General features: G+C 66.8%; 16 protein-coding genes, 1 other RNA gene and 1 pseudogene. 6 read left to right on the forward strand and 12 right to left on the reverse strand.

Going from position 1 to position 17,768, the window contains the following annotated elements; genetic code table 11:
• Positions 1-31: 31 nt before the first annotated feature.
• The 8 genes from hslV to QM470_RS06065 all read right to left on the reverse strand — a co-directional run bounded on the left by hslV (position 32) and on the right by QM470_RS06065 (position 7,458).
• A complete protein-coding gene (gene hslV / locus QM470_RS06030; RefSeq protein ID WP_066537798.1) occupies positions 32-577 on the reverse strand; it encodes an ATP-dependent protease subunit HslV in 546 nt (181 codons plus the stop codon).
• Positions 578-687: 110 nt separating this feature from the next.
• Entirely contained in the window at positions 688-1,803 is a 1,116-nt protein-coding gene (locus QM470_RS06035; protein ID WP_283338538.1) for an STAS domain-containing protein, read from the reverse strand.
• Between the two features lie 39 nt (positions 1,804-1,842).
• Positions 1,843-2,568: an RNA polymerase-binding protein DksA gene (gene dksA, locus QM470_RS06040; RefSeq protein WP_083520462.1), complete on the reverse strand. Its 726-nt coding sequence runs from the start codon at positions 2,566-2,568 to the stop codon at positions 1,843-1,845.
• 272 nt (positions 2,569-2,840) lie between these two features.
• Positions 2,841-3,950, reverse strand: coding sequence for a CobW family GTP-binding protein (locus QM470_RS06045; protein WP_283338539.1), 1,110 nt, complete (start codon positions 3,948-3,950; stop codon positions 2,841-2,843).
• 267 nt (positions 3,951-4,217) lie between these two features.
• Positions 4,218-5,159, reverse strand: a complete 942-nt coding sequence (locus tag QM470_RS06050; protein ID WP_283338578.1) for a tyrosine recombinase XerC — start codon at positions 5,157-5,159, stop codon at positions 4,218-4,220.
• A gap of 65 nt (positions 5,160-5,224) precedes the next feature.
• Entirely contained in the window at positions 5,225-5,923 is a 699-nt protein-coding gene (locus QM470_RS06055) for a DUF484 family protein (protein ID WP_066537810.1), read from the reverse strand.
• Positions 5,920-6,795 (reverse strand): diaminopimelate epimerase, encoded by an 876-nt coding sequence (gene dapF / locus QM470_RS06060; RefSeq protein WP_280013069.1) that lies wholly within the window; start codon positions 6,793-6,795, stop codon positions 5,920-5,922. Before dapF ends, QM470_RS06055 begins: the two co-directional genes overlap by 4 nt.
• A gap of 30 nt (positions 6,796-6,825) precedes the next feature.
• Positions 6,826-7,458, reverse strand: coding sequence for a 2-hydroxychromene-2-carboxylate isomerase (locus tag QM470_RS06065; RefSeq protein ID WP_283338540.1), 633 nt, complete (start codon positions 7,456-7,458; stop codon positions 6,826-6,828).
• Between the two features lie 21 nt (positions 7,459-7,479).
• On the opposite strand from QM470_RS06065, the gene QM470_RS06070 reads away from it, so the two are divergent.
• Positions 7,480-9,048 carry an FAD/NAD(P)-binding protein gene (locus QM470_RS06070; RefSeq protein WP_283338541.1) on the forward strand — a complete coding sequence of 523 codons (1,569 nt, stop codon included), beginning with the start codon at positions 7,480-7,482 and terminating at the stop codon, positions 9,046-9,048.
• A gap of 103 nt (positions 9,049-9,151) precedes the next feature.
• Here the strand turns inward: QM470_RS06070 and QM470_RS06075 are convergent, their stop codons facing one another.
• Complete coding sequence (locus tag QM470_RS06075) at positions 9,152-9,739, reverse strand: BPSL1445 family SYLF domain-containing lipoprotein (protein ID WP_283338542.1); 588 nt, start codon at positions 9,737-9,739, stop codon at positions 9,152-9,154.
• A gap of 314 nt (positions 9,740-10,053) precedes the next feature.
• Here QM470_RS06075 and QM470_RS06080 point away from each other — a divergent pair, with 314 nt between their 5' ends.
• Positions 10,054-10,446 (forward strand): DoxX family protein, encoded by a 393-nt coding sequence (locus tag QM470_RS06080; protein ID WP_283338543.1) that lies wholly within the window; start codon positions 10,054-10,056, stop codon positions 10,444-10,446.
• Between the two features lie 136 nt (positions 10,447-10,582).
• Here the strand turns inward: QM470_RS06080 and QM470_RS06085 are convergent, their stop codons facing one another.
• Positions 10,583-11,584, reverse strand: a complete 1,002-nt coding sequence (locus QM470_RS06085; protein WP_283338544.1) for a Bug family tripartite tricarboxylate transporter substrate binding protein — start codon at positions 11,582-11,584, stop codon at positions 10,583-10,585.
• Between the two features lie 145 nt (positions 11,585-11,729).
• Here QM470_RS06085 and QM470_RS06090 point away from each other — a divergent pair, with 145 nt between their 5' ends.
• Positions 11,730-13,406, forward strand: a complete 1,677-nt coding sequence (locus QM470_RS06090; RefSeq protein ID WP_283338545.1) for an MBL fold metallo-hydrolase — start codon at positions 11,730-11,732, stop codon at positions 13,404-13,406.
• Positions 13,407-13,508: 102 nt separating this feature from the next.
• Complete coding sequence (locus QM470_RS06095; RefSeq protein WP_066537830.1) at positions 13,509-14,294, forward strand: RNA pseudouridine synthase; 786 nt, start codon at positions 13,509-13,511, stop codon at positions 14,292-14,294.
• Between the two features lie 391 nt (positions 14,295-14,685).
• Here QM470_RS06095 and rnpB read toward each other — a convergent pair.
• Positions 14,686-15,024, reverse strand: an RNA gene (gene rnpB / locus QM470_RS06100) — RNase P RNA component class A.
• Positions 15,025-15,085: 61 nt separating this feature from the next.
• A complete protein-coding gene (locus QM470_RS06105) occupies positions 15,086-15,250 on the reverse strand; it encodes a hypothetical protein (RefSeq protein WP_225608711.1) in 165 nt (54 codons plus the stop codon).
• A gap of 269 nt (positions 15,251-15,519) precedes the next feature.
• Between QM470_RS06105 and cysK the strand changes: the two genes are divergently transcribed.
• Together cysK and QM470_RS06115 are read left to right on the forward strand one after the other, a co-directional pair.
• On the forward strand, positions 15,520-16,440 hold the full coding sequence (cysK, locus tag QM470_RS06110; RefSeq protein ID WP_066542020.1) for a cysteine synthase A: 921 nt from the start codon (positions 15,520-15,522) through the stop codon (positions 16,438-16,440).
• Positions 16,441-16,596: 156 nt separating this feature from the next.
• Positions 16,597-17,733, forward strand: a pseudogene (locus QM470_RS06115) (sterol desaturase family protein); the annotation flags it as partial.
• Positions 17,734-17,768: the final 35 nt, after the last annotated feature.

Below are 17,768 nucleotides of genomic sequence, written 5' to 3' on the forward strand. Positions count from 1 at the left end.
AGGGCGCTATCAAAACAATGGAGAAACCGGTTTACAGCGTCTCGATGGTGTGGTGCATATTGGTGTAGATGCACAGCTCGCCGGCGATCTCCAGCGACTTCTTGACCACCTCTTCCGCCGACAGCTCGGTGTGGTTCAGCAGCGCCTTGGCGGCCGAATGGGCATAGGCCCCGCCGGAGCCGATGGCCACGATGCCCTGCTCGGGCTCCAGCACATCGCCGTTGCCGGTGATGATCAGGGACGCCGAGGCATCGGCCACGGCCAGCATGGCCTCCAGGCGGCGCAGCACGCGGTCGGTGCGCCAGTCCTTGGTCAGCTCGATGGCCGCGCGCGTCAGGTGGCCCTGGTGCTTTTCCAGCTTGGCCTCGAACCGCTCGAACAGCGTGAAGGCATCGGCCGTGGCGCCGGCAAAGCCGGCCAGCACCTTGCCATGGTAGAGCTTGCGCACCTTGCGGGCCGTGCCCTTGACAACGATGTTGCCCAGCGTGACCTGGCCGTCGCCGCCAATGGCGACCTGGATGCCGTCCGGCGTTTCGCGCCGCACGCTGAGGATGGTGGTGCCGTGATACTGTTCCATAGCTTCAATATATCGAGGCGATTGAGCCGCTTGCAAGAGGCCGGAGCACAGTTTTTTTGGCCTGGACAAGGCTTACGTCCCCCCCCGCCACCGGCGACACGCCGCCCCCCTCAGGGGGCGCGCAGCTGCAGCTTGGCGTGGGCCTCGATACCGATCACCTGCAGGAACACCGCCACCAGATGGTGCAGCTGGGTGAAGCGCAGCTGGTGGCCCAGTACCTGCATCTCGGCCGCCCAGTTCAGCACCATGCCGGCAGCCACAAAGTCCAGGCGGATCAGGCGCTCGCAGGAAATCTCCAGCGGCGTGCCCAGCCGCGCACGGGCCTGCAAGGCCTGCAGCCAGGGGGTGGCATCCCCTTCGATCACCCCTGCCAGCCCGTCCCGCCCGGCGGGCTGAAGCCTGACCGCCATGTCCAGGGACGACATGCCCAGCTGCTGCGGCATGGAGAACCACACCGGCGCCGCATGGCCGAAATAGCTCGCCCAGTCCAGCGCCAGCGGCTCGAACCCTTCTTCATCGCCAATGGCACGGTACAGGTCCAGCACCACCTGCCAGATGCCTGCCACCGCCCGGCGGTCCACCGGCGCATGGTCCAGGCCATGCACCAGCAGCTCCAGCAGGCGCGCTTTGGCGCCATCCAGATCACCATGGGCAAACAGGATGGCGGCTTCTTCGATATCGGGCGTGATGGCAAAGCCCGCACCGTCCGCGGTGTCGACCGGCACCGGGGGCACCCGGCTTTCCTCGCCCAGCGTGGGGATCACCTGCCACTGGGCCGCCGTCATGCCAGGCGGCCGGCCCGGTGCCGGGCTAGACGCCGCAGCGTGGGCGTCTGTGACCGGGGGCACGGCGTCGGCCACCGGCGCGCAGCCATCGGCAGCGCTCAGCCATTGCTGCGCCATCTGCGCTTCGATGGCATCGATTTTTCGCAAGGTGGTGGTGCCGTGGTCTTCGGCGTCCAGCGCCGAAGGCAAAAACGCCGAAGCCGGCATGCGTGCCGGGGGGCCGCCGCGGCCGCTTTGGCTGCGCAGCTGCCGCAGCTCAGCAAATTCCTGGGCACGGATGGCGTCGTCGCGGCGCTTGCGCTCCACCATCTGGTGCAGGGCCTCCTTGCCAGACCCTTCATCGCTGGCAGCCAGGTCGGCAGGCTCCTGCGCGGAGGAGCCCGTGACCTTCTGCAGCATCTTGGAGAGAAAACCGCCTGTCTTGCCTGATTCCTGGTTCATGGTGTCCTGCAACGGTGGGCGGTGGATCCGGGGTGTGGATCAGTCCCCAAACATCTTTTGCTTCAGCTCGCGGCGCTGCTGGGCTTCCAGCGACAGCGTGGCCGTGGGACGGGCCAGCAGACGGCCCACGCCGATGGGCTCGCCGGTTTCGTCGCAGTAGCCGTAGTCACCGGCGTCGATGCGGGCGATGGACTGTTCGATCTTCTTCAGCAGCTTGCGCTCGCGGTCGCGGGTGCGCAGTTCCAGGGCGTGCTCTTCCTCAATGGTGGCACGGTCTGCGGGATCGGGCACCACCACGGTGTCTTCGCGCAGGTTTTCAGCCGTCTCGCCCGCGTTGTTGTGCATGTCCTGCTTGAGCTGCACCAGCTTGTGACGGAAGAACGCCATCTGCTTGTCGTTCATGTACTCCTCGTCGGGCATGGCAATGACTTCGGCATCGCTCAGCTCTTCGGCAGACTTGGTTTTCCAGTTGTTGGCCAGCTTGGGGTCACGCTTGAGCACGGCGGCTGTGGGGGCAGAGATAGTGGAAGGCATGGCTTTCGTGCTTGTGGGCTTGGCAGCCGTCGAAGCGGCTGCCAGAGGCTGGGTTGAGGCGCTGCGCGCAGGGCTGCGCGCAGGGGAAACGGCGGGGGCTGCCGCAGCCTTGGGCTGTGCGGCCACCTTCTTGGCAGCTGCCTTGACAGGCGTCTTCACGGCTGCGGCTTTGGGGGCCGCAGGTGCAGCCACTTTGGGTGTGGCTTTCTTCTTGCTGGTCTCGGCTGTCACGTCCTGTCTCCTCACAGTATGACCGTCCCAGTCTGTCTTCCCCGTGGGCAGACCGACCGGGTTCTCTTTAGGGGCGGGATTGTAGCCATCTCCAACAATACCTAACGCAAAGTTGCGGATATCACACAACCAGCTTTGGTAAGACCATGTAAATCGCCCGCCCTCTCCCGCATGGCTGCGAGAGGTGGCGGGCGATTCTGCGCCGGTGCGGCAGCGGCCCCGCGGCCGGCCAGGGGCCCGGCCGCGACCGGCGGCAAACCACGAAGCAGGGTTTATGCCAGGCTTTGTTCCAGCCCTTGCTTGAAGATGTCCTGCGGCAGGTCAATGCCGATGAACACCATGCGGCTTTCACGCGCCTCGTCGGCTTCCCATTCCGGCCCCAGGTCGCTGCCCATCAGCTGGTGCACGCCCTGGAAGATCACCTTGCGCTCGGTGCCCTTCATGTTCAGCACCCCTTTGTAGCGCAGCATGCGTGGGCCGTAGATGTTGACGATCGCGCCCAGGAAGTCCTCCAGCTTGGCCGGGTCGAACGGACGGCTGGCACGGTAGACGAAGCTCTTCACATCGTCGTCATGGTGGTGGTGGTGCGGGTGCTTGCACTCCGCACCATGGGCATGGTCATGGTCGCAGTGCTCGCCGTGTTCGTGGTGGTGGGCATGGCCGTGATCGTGGTCATGCTCGCACTTGCCGTGATCATGGTCGCAATGGCTGTGGTCGTGCTCGTCAGCCTTGAGGAAATCGGGATCGATGTCCAGCTTGGCGTTCAGATTGAAGCCGCGCAGGTCAAACACTTCGGACAGCGGCACTTCGCCGAAATGCACGGCCTGGATGGGCGCGCGCGGGTTCATGTGCTTGAGGCGGTGGACCAGTGCCTCCTTGTCGGAGGCGTTGACCAGGTCGGTCTTGGTCAGGAAGATCTGGTCGGCAAAGCCCACCTGGCGGCGTGCTTCCTGGCGGTCGTCCAGCTGCTGGTTGGCATGCTTGGCATCCACCAGGGTGATGATGGAGTCGATCAGATAGCTCTCGGCGATCTCGTCGTCCATGAAGAAGGTCTGTGCCACCGGGCCGGGGTCGGCCAGGCCGGTGGTCTCGATCACGATGCGGTCGAACTCCACCAGCCCCTTGCGGCGCTTGGCGGCCAGCAGTTGCAGGGCTTCGCGCAGGTCTTCGCGGATGGTGCAGCAGATGCAGCCATTGCTCATCTGCAGGATCTGTTCCTTGGATTCGGTCTTCAGAATGTCGGTGTCGATGTTCTCTTCGCCGAATTCGTTTTCGATCACGGCGATCTTCATGCCGTGGGATTCGCTGAGCACGCGCTTGAGCAAGGTGGTCTTGCCCGAGCCCAGGAAGCCGGTGAGGATGCTGACGGGAATCAGTGCCATGGTGGTATGCCTTGTAATCTGGCGCGGCAGCCGCACCGGGCCGCCGCGAAACGGGGGAAAACAGCAATCAGCTGGGGGCGCCGCCCGAAAATTCCAGGGCGCGCAACAACAGTCAGTGTAGCCAGCCGGTCAAGTGCCCTGCGCCCATGGGGGCGTCCGCCTTGCAGGTGTTATCGATTGCCCCATAGCGCTATACCGGCACAGGCCGCTATCAAATCAGGAAGCCACGGCGACGGTGGGCACAGGGGCCATCGCCCCCTGCCGCGCTCACTCCTTGCGCTTGGCGCGTGGGTGGGCCTGCTCGTAGGCCTGGGCCAGGTGCTGGAAATCCAGCCGGGTATAGACCTGGGTGGTGGCGATGTTGGCATGGCCCAGCAGCTCCTGCACGGCACGCAGGTCGCCGCTGCTTTGCAGCATGTGGCTGGCAAAGGAATGGCGCAGGACATGCGGGTGCACCGGTTGCGCCAGGCCCGCCTGCTGGCCGCGCTGGCGCAGCCGCGCCCAGGCGGTCTGGGCCGACATGCGCCCGCCCCGTGCGCCCACGAACAACGCTGGCTCTGCCCAATCGGGCTCAAACGGCTCGGCACGGTGGCGCAGCCAGCGCTGCAAGGCCGACAGCGCATGCTTGCCCACCGGCACGGTGCGGCGCTTTCCGCCCTTGCCCAGCACATGGGCTTCGGCCGCCTCCCAGTCGATCCAGCCGCTTTGCGCCGCATCGCCGGGCTGCAGATTCAGGCCCACCAGTTCGCCCACGCGCAGGCCGCTGCTGTAGAGCAGCTCGGTCATGGCGGCGTCGCGCGCCTCGGTCCAGGGATCGGCATCGTCGTTGCGGAAACCGGCCAGCTGCACCGCATCGTCCACCCCCAGGGCCTTGGGCAGGGGCTTGGCCTGTTTGGGTGCCCGCACCCCCTGCACCGGGTTGTGCGGCACCAGCCCCTGCTGCGCCGCCCAGTGAAAGAAACCGCGCCAGCCCGAGAGGATCAGTGCAATGCCCCGCCCGCTGCGCCCCTGGCCGTGCATCTGGGCCACAAAGCGGCGTATCTGCACCGGCTGCAACTGCAGCAGCGGGGTCTGAACGGTCTGTGCCAGCGTGCTCAGGCGCTCCAGATCCAAGGTGTACAGAGCCAGCGTGCGGGCCGACAGGCGCTTTTCCACCCGCACATGCTCCAGGTACTGGCCCGCCACGGCGTCCAGCACCGGGTGCGCCATGGCGGGCTGGCCGGCGCGGGGACGCCCTGCGGTAAGCCGACCGGTGGCCGCCATGGTGGTACCCGTCAGTTGCCGGGGGTGATGCGCAGGCGGCCCAGGGCCGCGCTAGCATGTTCGGCAATGCGCGCCAGAAACTCGGTGCCCATGGTGGCATCGAAACGCAGCGGATCGGGCGAACCCAGGACCAGCAGGCCGAAGGCCGGGGCCGCACTGTCGTTCGGGCCTTCGCGCAGCGTCAGCAGCGCCAGCGACTGCACCTCGCTGGGCTTGGACAGCCAGCTGGTGGGCTCGAAACCCAGGTTGGGGCCGCAGAACGGCATGGTCAGCGAGGTGGCGAAGGACTTGGCATCGTCGCTCACGCCCATGGTGTACATGCCGCCCTGGTAGGGGCCGGCCACATCCCACACGCGCACGGCCACCTGGGGCACCTCGAATTCGCGCTGGATGCCTTCGCTGACCGTGTGCGGCAGCTGGCGCGGATCCTGGACCTTGGCCAGCGCACAGCTCCAGCGGTGGATCTTGTGGGCAATGCTGGCGTTGTCGCTGCTGTTGCGCACCATTTCCATGATGCGCTGCTCCATGCCCTTGATCTTGTCGCGCAGCATCTCGGCCTGGCGTTCCTGCAGGCTGACGGCACGGCCGCCGTGGCCGCTGCTCAGCTGCACGGTCGACAGCAGCTCGGCGTGGCGTTCAAAGAATTCGGGGTGCTGCCGCAGGTAGTCGGCAATGCTGTCGTCATTCATGGTGGAGACGTTGGAAGTCATAAAGCGTCAGGAATCTCGATCTGGCCTTCGAACACCGTGGTGGCCGGGCCGGTCATGAACACATGGTCTTGCGCGCCGCCCTCCCAGGCGATCGTCAGCAAGCCCCCCCGGGTTTGTACATCGACACGCGCATCCAGCAAACCCTGCTGGATGCCGGCGACCACGGCCGCGCAGGCGCCGGTGCCGCAGGCCAGGGTCTCGCCCGAGCCACGTTCATAGACGCGCAGCTTGGTCTGCGCGCGGTTTTGCACCTGCAGAAAGCCCGCGTTCACGCGTTGCGGAAAACGCACATGGCGCTCCACCTGCGGGCCCACCACCGCCACGGGGAACTGGTCGACATCGTCCACCAGCTGCACCGCGTGCGGATTGCCCATGGAGACCACCACCACCTCGACCTGGGCGGGCGCAGGCGCCGCCAGCGCCAGCGGCCAGACCTGGGCCCGGTGGCGCGTGGCTGCCGTCAGCCCGCTGGCGTCGAAAGGCACGCGCGGGGCGTCCAGCACCGGCAGGCCCATGTCCACGGTGACGCGGCCATCCGGCGTGAGCTGGGGCGCGATCACCCCGCTGAGCGTCTGCACGCGGATGGTGGTCTTGTCGGTCAGGCCCTTGTCATACACAAAGCGGGCAAAACAGCGCGAGCCGTTGCCGCACTGCTCCACCTCACCGCCGTCGGCGTTGTGGATCACGTATTCAAAATCCACGCCGTCGGCGGGCGAAGGGCGCACCGTCAGGATCTGGTCGGCGCCCACGCCGAAATGGCGGTCCGCCAGAAAGCGGTACTGCGCCGCCGTCAGGCCCAGGCGGCCTTGCGTCTCGTCGAGCACGACAAAGTCGTTGCCCGCGCCCTGCATCTTGGTGAAGCGAATGTGCATGGTGTGTGGCAGAGGGTGGATCAGGCCCTGTCAGGCCTTGGCAGCGGCCAGCTTGGCCAGTGCACGGTCGACGAACGGCAGGCGGTCCTGGCCCCAGAAACGCTCGCCGTTCAGGATGAAGGTGGGGGCGCCAAACACGCCCTGGGCCACGGCTTCCTCGCTGTTGGCCTGGTACTGGGCCTGCACCTCGGCCGAGGTTTCCAGCGCATGCAGGGCGGCGCCGTCATAGCCGGCTTCGTTGGCCACGGCAATGCGCACCGCCGCGTCGGAGGTCTTGCGCTCTTCGGCCCACAGGGCACGCAGCAGCGCGTGCGACAGCGGGAAGGCATCCAGGCCCTGCAACTGGGCGGCAATCACCATCCAGCCCGGGGTCTTGTTCCAGTTCACGTCGTCGGCCACGCCCTGGGGATAGTGGGCAGGCACCAGGTTCAGCGGCAGGCCCAGATAGTCGCTCCAGCGTGCCAGTTCCAGCGCGTGGTAGGTCTTGCGGGGCTCGGGACGGGTCTTGAGCGGAATGCCGCCGGTCTGCGGCACCACCAGCTGGAAGTCATAGGGCTTGAGCACCAGCTTGACGCCGTGGCGGCGCACGATGTCCTGCAGTTGGGGGCCTCCGAGATAGGCCCAGGGAGAAGAAAGGCTATAGAAACAGTCAAGTTGGGTCATCCTTGGATTATCTTCCTACCTGTGACGAACGAAAGCCTTTCCCCCTCCTCTTCCGCCGAACTTCCTGCGGTTCCCCTCCAAACCCTGTCCAGCCCCCGCAACCAGCCCGCGCTCGAAGCCCTCGCCGCCGAGGCCCGCCGTGACCTGGAGCGCCTGAACTACCCCGCCCCCAACTGGGTGCAGGGCACGGCCGCTGCCGACGACCCCACCCTGGACGTGCTGGTGGTGGGCGCCGGCATGTGCGGCCAGACCGCGGGCTTTGCCCTGCTGCGCGAAGGCGTGCGCAAGATCCGCGTGATCGACGCCGCCGCCCGGGGCGACGAAGGTCCCTGGGCCACCTACGCCCGCATGCTGACGCTGCGCAGCCCCAAGCAGCTGATCGGCCCCGACCTGGGCGTGCCCAGCCTCACCTTCCGCGCCTGGTACGAAGCCCAGCACGGCACCGGCGACATCTCGCCTTTCGATGCCGCCACCCCTGGATGGGCAGGGCTGCACAAGATCGGCCGCGTGGACTGGCGTGACTACCTGCTGTGGGTACGCGACACCGCCGGGGTGCAGGTGGAAAACGGCGTGCGCCTGCTGGAAGTCGGCGATGCCGACGGTGTGCTGACCGCCCGCCTGCAAGGCCCCCAGGGCGTGGAGACGGTGCGCACCCGCAAGATCATCCTGGCACTGGGCCGCGACGGCAGCGGCGCCCCGCGCTGGCCGGATTTTCCCTCGCTGTCCATGCAGGACCCGCTGGCCGCCGGCCGCGTGTTCCACACCATGGATGCCATCGACTTCGATGCCCTGCGCGGCCGGCACATCGCCGTGCTGGGCGCCGGTGCCTCGGCTTTTGACAATGCCGCCTGCGCGCTGGAAGCCGGCGCCGCCGTCAGCCAGTTCGCCCGCCGCGCCGTGCTGCCGCAGATCAACAAGAGCAAGGCCGCCTCCTTTCCCGGCTTTTTGCGCGGTTACTCGGCACTGGACGATGCGCGCAAATGGCGCTTTTACACCTACATCTTCGACGAACAGGTGCCTCCGCCCTGGGAAACCGTGCGCCGCTGCGACGCCCACGACAGCTTCACGCTGCGCCTGGGCTGCGGCTGGAAGGATGTGCAGCCCCTGGCCGACGGTGTGACCGTGACGCTGGCCGACGGCAGCGTGCAGCGCTTTGACGCCGTCATCCTGGGCACCGGCTTTGATGTGGACCTGCTGGACCGCCCCGAGCTGGCCCGCTACACCCCGCACATCGACACCTGGGGCCGCCATGTGTCCCCTGCCATGGCGGCCGCCCAGCCTGAACCGGCCCGCTTCCCCTATCTGGCGGCCAACTTCGCGCTCCAGAGCGCCGACGGCGACAAGGCCGAGGCCCTGTCGCGCCTGCACCTGTTCAACTGGGGCGCCACCATGAGCCATGCGGCCCTGGGCAGCGACATTCCCGGCCTGGGCATCGGCGCCACCCGCCTGGCCCAGGCCCTGGTGAGCGATCTGTTCGTGCAGGACGCCGATCTGCACTGGCAGAAGCTGCTGGAACACGACGAACCCGAGCTGATCGCCACCCGCTGGTACCAGCCCGCGCCCGGCGCCAGCACCGACTCGCCCACCTGAACGGCGGCGCATCCGACAGCACAAAAAAAGACCGGCCCAGGCCGGTCTTTTTGCATTTCGTATGTTGCATGTTGCACCGCACGCTGGCGGCGCAGCTGCGCCGTCACATGCTGATCTTGCTGATCTTGCTGCCGTTGACGGACACGCCGGCTTCCAGACCGGTATTGTTCAGCACATAGCTGCTGACCGGCGCGTTGGCCGTGGTGGTGTCGACACCGCCATTGGCGCCGGCCTTGCCCACGGCCACATTGGCATCGGCCCCCACAGACCAGCCATCGCTGTTCAGGAACTTGTTGTAGGCATCCTGCGAGCTGAAGACGTAGATGACCGCCTTGGATGCCCCGCCTGCCTGCCAGCCGATCGACGCTGCCGTGGTGCTGTAGTAGCCGCGCGTGGTGCCGTTGGCACGCAGCACGCATTTGCCGTGCTCGGCACCGATCACAAAGCTGCCGCCGATCACCGCCGGGCACACCAGCACGCCGCGCGACTTGGCCACCAGCTCGCGGGTGCCGGGCATGGCCTCATACAGCCGGTTCAGTGCGGCGGTGGACTGGGACTCCAGCTGTTCCTTGGTCTGCGGCGCGCTGCCCTTGCCCTGGGTCTGACCGGTGGAACTGCAACCTGCGATGCCCAGCGCAGCGGCAACCGCTGCGGCAGCCAGCCAGGTGGAACGGTGGGAAATTGCGACCATGTGGTACCTCCTCAGTAAGAAACGTCCGAAGAAAAAAGGGGCTGGAGCCCATCCTGCAACCCTGCGGGTGACAGGACGATGACCGTGCCCCTTCCGCGTACACGAAAGCGCTGTGGTCCGTGTCGGTGCTGTCCATGCTAGGCGTGCCGCGCCGGTTTGTGCGCCGTTGCATACGCTTTGCGCAAACCGCCTACACGGCAGATGGCATCTGCCTGTACACCGTAGCCGCTTTGCGCCGACAGCACCAGCGTGTTGCCCCGCAGCGCCGCCAGGCTGCATTACCATTCCCCCAGCTTTTTTGACGACAGGTGACCATGAACAATCTGCTGCGTGTTTTCCACCACCCCCAGGCGGCCATGGTGCTGCTGCGTGTCACCCTGGCCGTGCTGATGCTGTTCCACGGCTGGGCCAAGATCACCAAGGGGGTGGGCGGCATCGAATCGCTGGTGATGAAGGCCGGCCTGCCTGGCTGGGTGGCGTACGGCGTCTACCTGGGCGAAGTGGTGGCGCCGCTGCTGATGCTGGTGGGCCTGTGGGTGGTACCCGCCGCCATCGTGATGGCCATCAGCATGCTGTTTGCGCTGTTTCTGGTGCACACCGGGCAGTTCCTGGGGCTGCACCCCACGGGCGGCTGGGCGCTGGAGCTGCAGGCCTTCTACCTGGTCTGTGCCATCGTGGTGGCCATGGGCTACAGCAAGGGCAAATAGGCTTCTGGCGCTTTGACACCTGGGCGCCCGCCCCGGCGCCTGCAAAGGGCAACAAAAAAGCGACAGGCCTGCCTGTCGCTTTTTTGCATGGCGGCGGCGCCCGCGCCTGGTGCCGAGCGGGCGGCCGCAGCGCCGCTTACTGGATGGTGATCTTGGCCGCCTTCACGATCTCGGCCGACTTCAGGCGGTTTTCGTGCACGGTCTTGCGGAACTGCTCGGGCGTCTCGAAGCGCAGGCTGTTGCCGCTGTCTTCCAGGCGCTTCTTGATCTCGGGCTGGTGCAGCACCTGCTGGATGGCCGCGTTCAGCTTGTTGACAATGGGCGCCGGCGTGCCCTTGGGAGCCCACAGGCCGAACCAGATGGCGCTGTCAAAACCCTTGGTGCCGGGCAGACCGCTGGCGGCCACGGGCGGCACTTCCGGCACGGCCGCAATCGGCTTGGCGGTGGTGGCAGCCAGCAGCCTGAGCTTGCCGCTCTTGTAGTGCGGCAGCACGGTCTGCACCTGGTTCATGATGCAGCAGGTCTCGCCGCGCAGCACCGAGGTGATGGCTTCCGGACCGCCCTTGTAGGGCACATGCACCATGTCCAGGCCCAGGCGCCAGTTCAGCTCGGCAAACGCCATGTGCGTGCCGGTGCCATTGCCCGTGGAGGCAAAGTTGTACTTGCCGGGGTTGGCTTTGACTTCCTTGACGAACTCGGCCAGCGAATTCACCTTGATCACATCCGGGTTGATGGTCAGCACATTCGACACATCGACCACCGGGGCCACGGCCTCGAAGTCCTTCTCCACGTCAAACGGCAGCTTGGGGTAGAGCGCCGCATTGGTGCCATGGGTGGCCGCCGTGCCGAACACCAGGGTGTATCCGTCCGGCTTGGCGCGGGCCACATACTCGCTGGCGATGTTGCCGGCCGCCCCGGGCTTGTAGTCGATGATCACGGTCTGGCCGATCAGCTTGGACAGCGGCTCCTGGATCAGGCGCGCCACCACATCCACGCCGGAGCCGGCATTGAAGGTCATGATGATGGTCACCGGCTGGTGGCTGGGCCAGTCACCCTGCGCCAGCACGGCGGGGGCGGAAGTGGTCAGGGCAGCGGCGGCAAAGGCGCCCAGCAGGGTGCGGCGGTGAAAAACGGTCATGGGTGATGGCCTTAGCAAGCGGATCGGGTCTGATCTGGATCAATGACAGCCATGGTAGCCGTCCTTTCATAAGATTCCGGCATGTGTTTATATGCATGGCTGCAGGTGACAGACGTGCACGCCGCACCGCCCCAATAATGTGGCCATGCCCCGCGACCACCTGCTCATCCACCCCCAGCGCGTCCCCGTCACGCCGCTGGACGCGTCCACCCTGCTGCTGCTACGCGACCTGCCGGACGGCGGCTGCGAAGTGCTGATGACCCGCCGCTCCGAGCGTGCCAGCTTCGCGCCGGGCATGTACGTCTTCCCCGGCGGCGGCATCGAGGCCCAGGACGCACAGGCCAGCGACGATGTGGTGCGCAGCCGCGACGGGCTGGACGCCACCGGCCGCACGGCCGCCACCGCGGCATTGCGCGAAACCTTCGAGGAAATGGGCCTGCTGCTGGCCGTGCATGCCGACGGCAGCCCCGCCACCCAGGCCGATGTGGATGCGCTGGACCGCCATGCCCCGCTGTGGCCCCAGCTGCGCGCGCGCGGCCTGCGGCTGGACGTGGCCCAGCTGTGGCAGATTGGCCATTTCACAGCCGACCGCAACCTGCCCAAGCGCTTTGCCGTGCCCTTTTTTGTGGCCCGCATGCCGTCCGGCCAGACACCGGAGCCCGACAACCGCGAGCAGTTCGAGCCCGTCTGGGTGCAGCCGGCCCAGGCGCTGGAGCGCTTCCAGGCCCGGCAGATGCCCATGATCTTCCCCACCATCCGCACCCTGACGCGGCTGGCCCAGCTGGGCAGCACCGAAGGCGTGCTGGCGGCCGTGGTCAACGGTCCGCTGTGGAAGCATTCACCCCGCACCGGCCTGCAAAGCGGCAAGGAAGCGCGTTTTACCGAGGACGAAGCCCCCTACGGCGAGCTGGCCATGGTCTGCCCCGACGGCCAATGCCTGCACCCGCTCGACTGGCAGAGCGAACAGCCCGTGCCGCTGCGCAAAAACCTGCTGCGCCTGACGGCCCCCAACGCCAGCGTGATGACCGGTCCCGGCACCAACAGCTATCTGGTGGGGGAGACGGCCACGGGTTTCATCGCCATCGACCCCGGTCCGGCCGATGCCGCCCACATCCAGCGCCTGTACGACGCCGCGGGCGGCGATATCCGCGCCATCGTCTGCACCCATTCCCATGCCGACCATGCCCCCGGGGCCTTTGTGCTGCAGCAGCTGTGCCAGGACCGGGGCGTGCCCCGCCCGCAGATCCATGGCCTGCCGTCCGCCCCCACGGCCTCGGCATCCGCCCGGTTCACCCCGGATCTGGCGCTGCAGGATGGGGAGCGGCTGGTGCTGTCTGCCTCGCCGCCGGCAGGCCAGGACATCCCCGTCACCCACACCCTGCGCGCCGTGTTCACGCCCGGCCACGCCGCCAACCATGTCTGCCTGGTGCTGGAAGAGGACGAGCTGCTGTTCAGCGGAGACCACATCCTGAACGGCAGCACGCCCATCGTGAACCCGCCGGACGGCAATATGGATGCCTACCTGCGCTCGCTGGACACGCTGGACGCCATCTGTGCGCAGGAAGAGATCGACTTCATCCTGCCCGCACACGGCTATGTGCTGGGCGCCGCCCGCGCGGTCATCGCCCGCCTGAGAAACCACCGCCTGGCACGCGAGGCCAAGGTGCTGGCCGCCATGCAGGCCCTGCCCGGCGGCAGCATGCAGGACTGGGTGCAGCACGCCTACGCCGACACGCCCCAGCCGCTGTGGAAGCTGGCCGAGCGCAGCCTGCTGGCCCATGTGGAACGCATCCAGGCGCTGGGGCTAGCACCGGCTGCCTGACGCTGGCGCCTCGCCGGGGCCGCACACGGCGGCCCCGCTTTTTGGCCGCCGCAGATACCGCGAGGCCCACAGGCCATCGCGGGCCTCGTAGACTGCGCGCTTATGTCACCGACTGAACACCCCGAAGCACAGGACGAAGGCGTCCGCCTGTCCAAACGCCTGGCCGCCCAGCTGGGCTGCTCGCGCGCCGAAGCCGAGCTTTACATTGAAAGCGGCGCCGTGCAGGTGGACGGCATCACCGTCCAGACCCCTGCCACCCGCGTGCGCCCGCAGCAAGCCGTCAGCGTCAAGGAAGGCGCCAAGCCCGAAGGCGCGCCCCCCGTCACCTTGCTGCTGCACAAGCCCGCCGGCTACACCGTGCGCAACCCCCAGGGCGCACGCGGCCACACCCGCGGCAAGGTGGGCAATGCCTACGATCTGCTGGTGCCCGAGAACCTGGCCGATGTGGACACGCCAGCGCCCATCCTGGTGCTGCAAAAGCATTTCAAGAACCTGGAATGCCTGCTGCCCATTCCGGTGCCCGCCAGCGGCCTGATGGTGTTCACCCAGGACCACCGCGTGGCGCGCAAGCTGCAGGAAGAAGCGCTGTACCTGGAGCAGGAATGCATTGTCGAAGTGCGCGGCACCATCGATGAAGGCGGGCTGGAGCGCCTGTGCGACGGCACCTCCATCGACGGCAAGCGCCTGCCCCGCATCAAGGTCAGCTGGCAGAACGAGACCCATCTGCGCTTTGCGCTCAAAGGCATCTTTCCCGAAGAGATTGCCGAGATGTGCGAATGCGTGGGCCTGGAAGTGATCGGCATGAAGCGCCAGCGCATCGGCCGCATCTCGGTGGCCAAGCTGCCCGAGGGACAGTGGCGCTACGCCATGCCCTGGGAACGGTTCTAACCCCCTGCTGCGGCGCGGCGTCCCGCCGGGCGGGGCCCCGCCCGCACCACCGACGTGCCCCAGCCTGCGGCGGCGGGCGCACCCACCGCCCGGCCATGGCGCAGCGCGGTGAATCGCCCACCGGCGCGCCCCTGCGCTGCGGCCCGCCATCTGGCAAATTCTTTTCAGCATCGCCACCGCCCGCACTTGCAAATGCATAGCGGGGGTTGCCCAGGCAACCTTCTCTCCAATGAGAAACACCTGGAAGTCAGGATGGCCGGCGGGCGCATTGATCCGGAAAGTTGAAAAATTCTTTTCAACTTGCGCGCCACCCTCGGCACCTACGGCATCCACGGAAACAAAAACCGCGCTCCCAGTGGCTGGAAGCGCGGTTTTTTGTTGGAATCTAAAAGTGTGAAGTTCGCCTGTAAGCCGGATTCTGTGCACAACGGTTGCCCGCTGCGTGACCGCCATTACTCTGGGCTGGGGGTCGCCCCACCAGCTCGATGCTACCTACCCGCACACTCCGGGGGCCCCGTCAACGTGTGCCTACTTGGTATTGCTGCGCGTAGAGATTGCCCGTTTCACCCTGGATGGTCTGCCTTGCGGCACTCCTGCCAGACTCGTCTCTGTTGCTCTGATCCTCACCTCACGGTGGACAGCCGTTAGCTGCTACGCCGCCCTATGCAGTCCGGACGTTCCTCCAGTGCGGCCTTTCGGCACCAGCACCAGCGGCGGTCCAGCGAACTTCACAGCGCGCATTATCGCCCGTCTGGCGCCCGTCTGCCGGCAGGGCCGGGCACAACCCTGCGCTACAGCAGGTTCAGGATGCTGTAGCCCATCAGCAGCAGCAGGCAGATCACGGCCACGAGCATGGTCCAGGGGCCCCAGCGCTGATCACGGTAGGAAAAGCCGACCATCAACAGCACGCAGCATGCGCCCAGCAGCAGCATGGTGTGATTGAACGTGAGCAACAAGGGGAACCTCCTTTGCATGAAGACACCTGTCCATTGTTTCGCGCCACAGGCGTTTGCGGGCCACCGATCACCCGGCGCTTGATGTGCATCAAGTGCAAGCTGCAGTTTCTGCGCGGCACACGGCTTTGGCAGCCCGGACAAGCCCGTAGCCAGGGAAGCACCACAGGGTGCCGCCGACCCTGTCTCCAGGGCATATTCATATTCCGCCCAGGCGGAACAAGTGCGCCACAATGGCCGTTCCCGAATTCCACCCACCTGCTGGAGAGACCATGAAATTCGACAACGTTCTGCAAACCATCGGCAACACGCCCGCCATCCGCATCAACCGCCTCTACGGTGCAGGCGCCAATGTCTGGATCAAGTCCGAGCGTGGCAACCCCGGTGGCTCCATCAAGGACCGCATTGCGCTGTCCATGGTGGAGGATGCGGAGAAGTCCGGCGCACTGAAGCCCGGCGGCGTGATCATCGAGCCGACCAGCGGTAACACCGGCGTGGGCCTGGCCCTGGTGGCCGCCGTCAAGGGCTACAAGCTGGTCCTGGTGATGCCCGAGAGCATGTCCATCGAACGCCGCCGCCTGATGCTGGCCTATGGCGCCACGTTCGACCTGACGCCCAAGGAAAAGGGCATGAAGGGCGCCATCGCCCGCGCACAGGAACTGGCCGCACAGACGCCCGGGGCCTGGATTCCCCAGCAGTTCGAAAATCCTGCCAACGTGGCGGTGCACGAAGCGACCACCGCCCAGGAAGTGCTCAAGGACTTCCCCGAAGGCATTGACGTGCTGATCACCGGCGTGGGCACCGGCGGTCACCTGACCGGCGTAGCCCGGGTGCTCAAGGCCAAGTTCCCCAATCTGAAGGTGTTTGCCGTCGAGCCTGCGGCCTCGCCCGTGATCTCCGGTGGCCAGCCTGCGCCCCACCCCATCCAGGGCATTGGCGCCGGCTTTGTGCCCAAGAACCTGGACACCAGCCTGCTGGACGGCGTGATCCAGGTGGATGCCGAACCCGCCCGCGAATACGCCCGCCGCGTGGCGCGCGAAGAAGGTCTGCTGGTCGGCATCTCCTCGGGTGCCACGCTGGCCGCGATTGCACAGAAGCTGCCCGAGCTGCCCGCAGGCGCCAAGGTGCTGGGCTTTGCCTATGACACGGGCGAACGCTATCTGTCGGTGGAAGGCTTCCTGCCCACCGCCTGAACGCCGGCCACGCCGCCCCAGACAACCGCCTGAGCGCTTGCGCTCAGGCGGTTTTTTGTTGCCGCCCCATGGGCACCCGTGCAGCAGACCGCCTGCGGGCGCAACTAGGGTTCGCGCCAAGGCTGTGCCTGCCATCCGCGCCCAGAATCGGGCGCCATGCTCTCACCCAGCCAAATCATTGTTCTGGCCCTCCCGGTGTTCCTTGCACTGATGGCCGTGGAATGGGCCATCGGCCGCCGGCGCGGCCGCAACACCTACACACTGGCCGATGCCATCACCTCGCTGAACCTGGGCGTGCTGAGCCAGACCAGCGCGGTCTTCACCAAGCTGCTGACGCTGGGCATCTACACCGCCGTGACCCACCACGCGGCCCTGTGGCGCCATGACGCCTTCTGGTTCAGCCTGCCCGGCTGGCTGCTGGCCCTGCTGCTCTACGACTTCTGCTACTACTGGCTGCACCGCATGGGGCACGAAGTCGCCGTGCTGTGGGCGGCCCATGTGGTGCACCACCAGAGCCAGGACTACAACCTGTCCACCGCGCTGCGCCAGACCAGCTCTGGCGCGCTGCTGGCCTGGATCTTCTACCTGCCGATGGCGCTGCTGGGCGTGCCGCCGCTGGTGTTTGCCGTGGTCGGCCTGATCGATCTGCTCTACCAGTTCTGGGTGCACACCGAGCAGGTGCGCCGCCTGGGCTGGTTCGACCGCTGGTTCTGCTCCCCCAGCAACCACCGCGTGCACCACGCCGTCAACGACGCCTATGTGGACAAGAACTACGGCGGCATCCTGATCGTGTGGGACCGGCTGTTCGGCACCTTCAAGGAAGAAGACCCACACGACCCCTGCGTCTACGGCACCCGCGGCCTGCTCAACAGCTGGGACCCGCTGTGGGCCAATGCCGCCGTCTACCGCCATCTGGTGCACGACAGCTGGCAGGCACACCGCTGGAGCGACAAGGCCAGGGTGTGGCTGATGCCCCCGGGCTGGCAGCCGGCCGATGTGGCGCAGCGCTTCCCCAAACCGGCGTTCGACCTGGCGGCACACCGCCAGCGGTTCGCCCCGCCCATGGGCCGCGCGCTGCGCCTGTTCGCGGTGCTGGACTTTGCGGCCCTGGTGGGCGGCGCCGTCGCATTTCTCTGGCAGGCCGACCAGGCGCCGCTGTCGCGCAACCTCTGGGGCTTTGGCGTGCTGCTGGCCGGACAGTGGACCCTGGGCGCCGCCATGCAAGGCCGCATGCACTGGGGCATGGCGCTGGCCCTGCAGGCAGCGGCAGCGGGTCTGGCCGCCCTGGCGCTGCGCTAACGCCATGCCAGGGCCGTGGGTTCAGGCCA

This window comes from Comamonas sp. 17RB, from assembly GCF_030056555.1.
Taxonomy (GTDB): domain Bacteria; phylum Pseudomonadota; class Gammaproteobacteria; order Burkholderiales; family Burkholderiaceae_C; genus Comamonas; species Comamonas terrigena.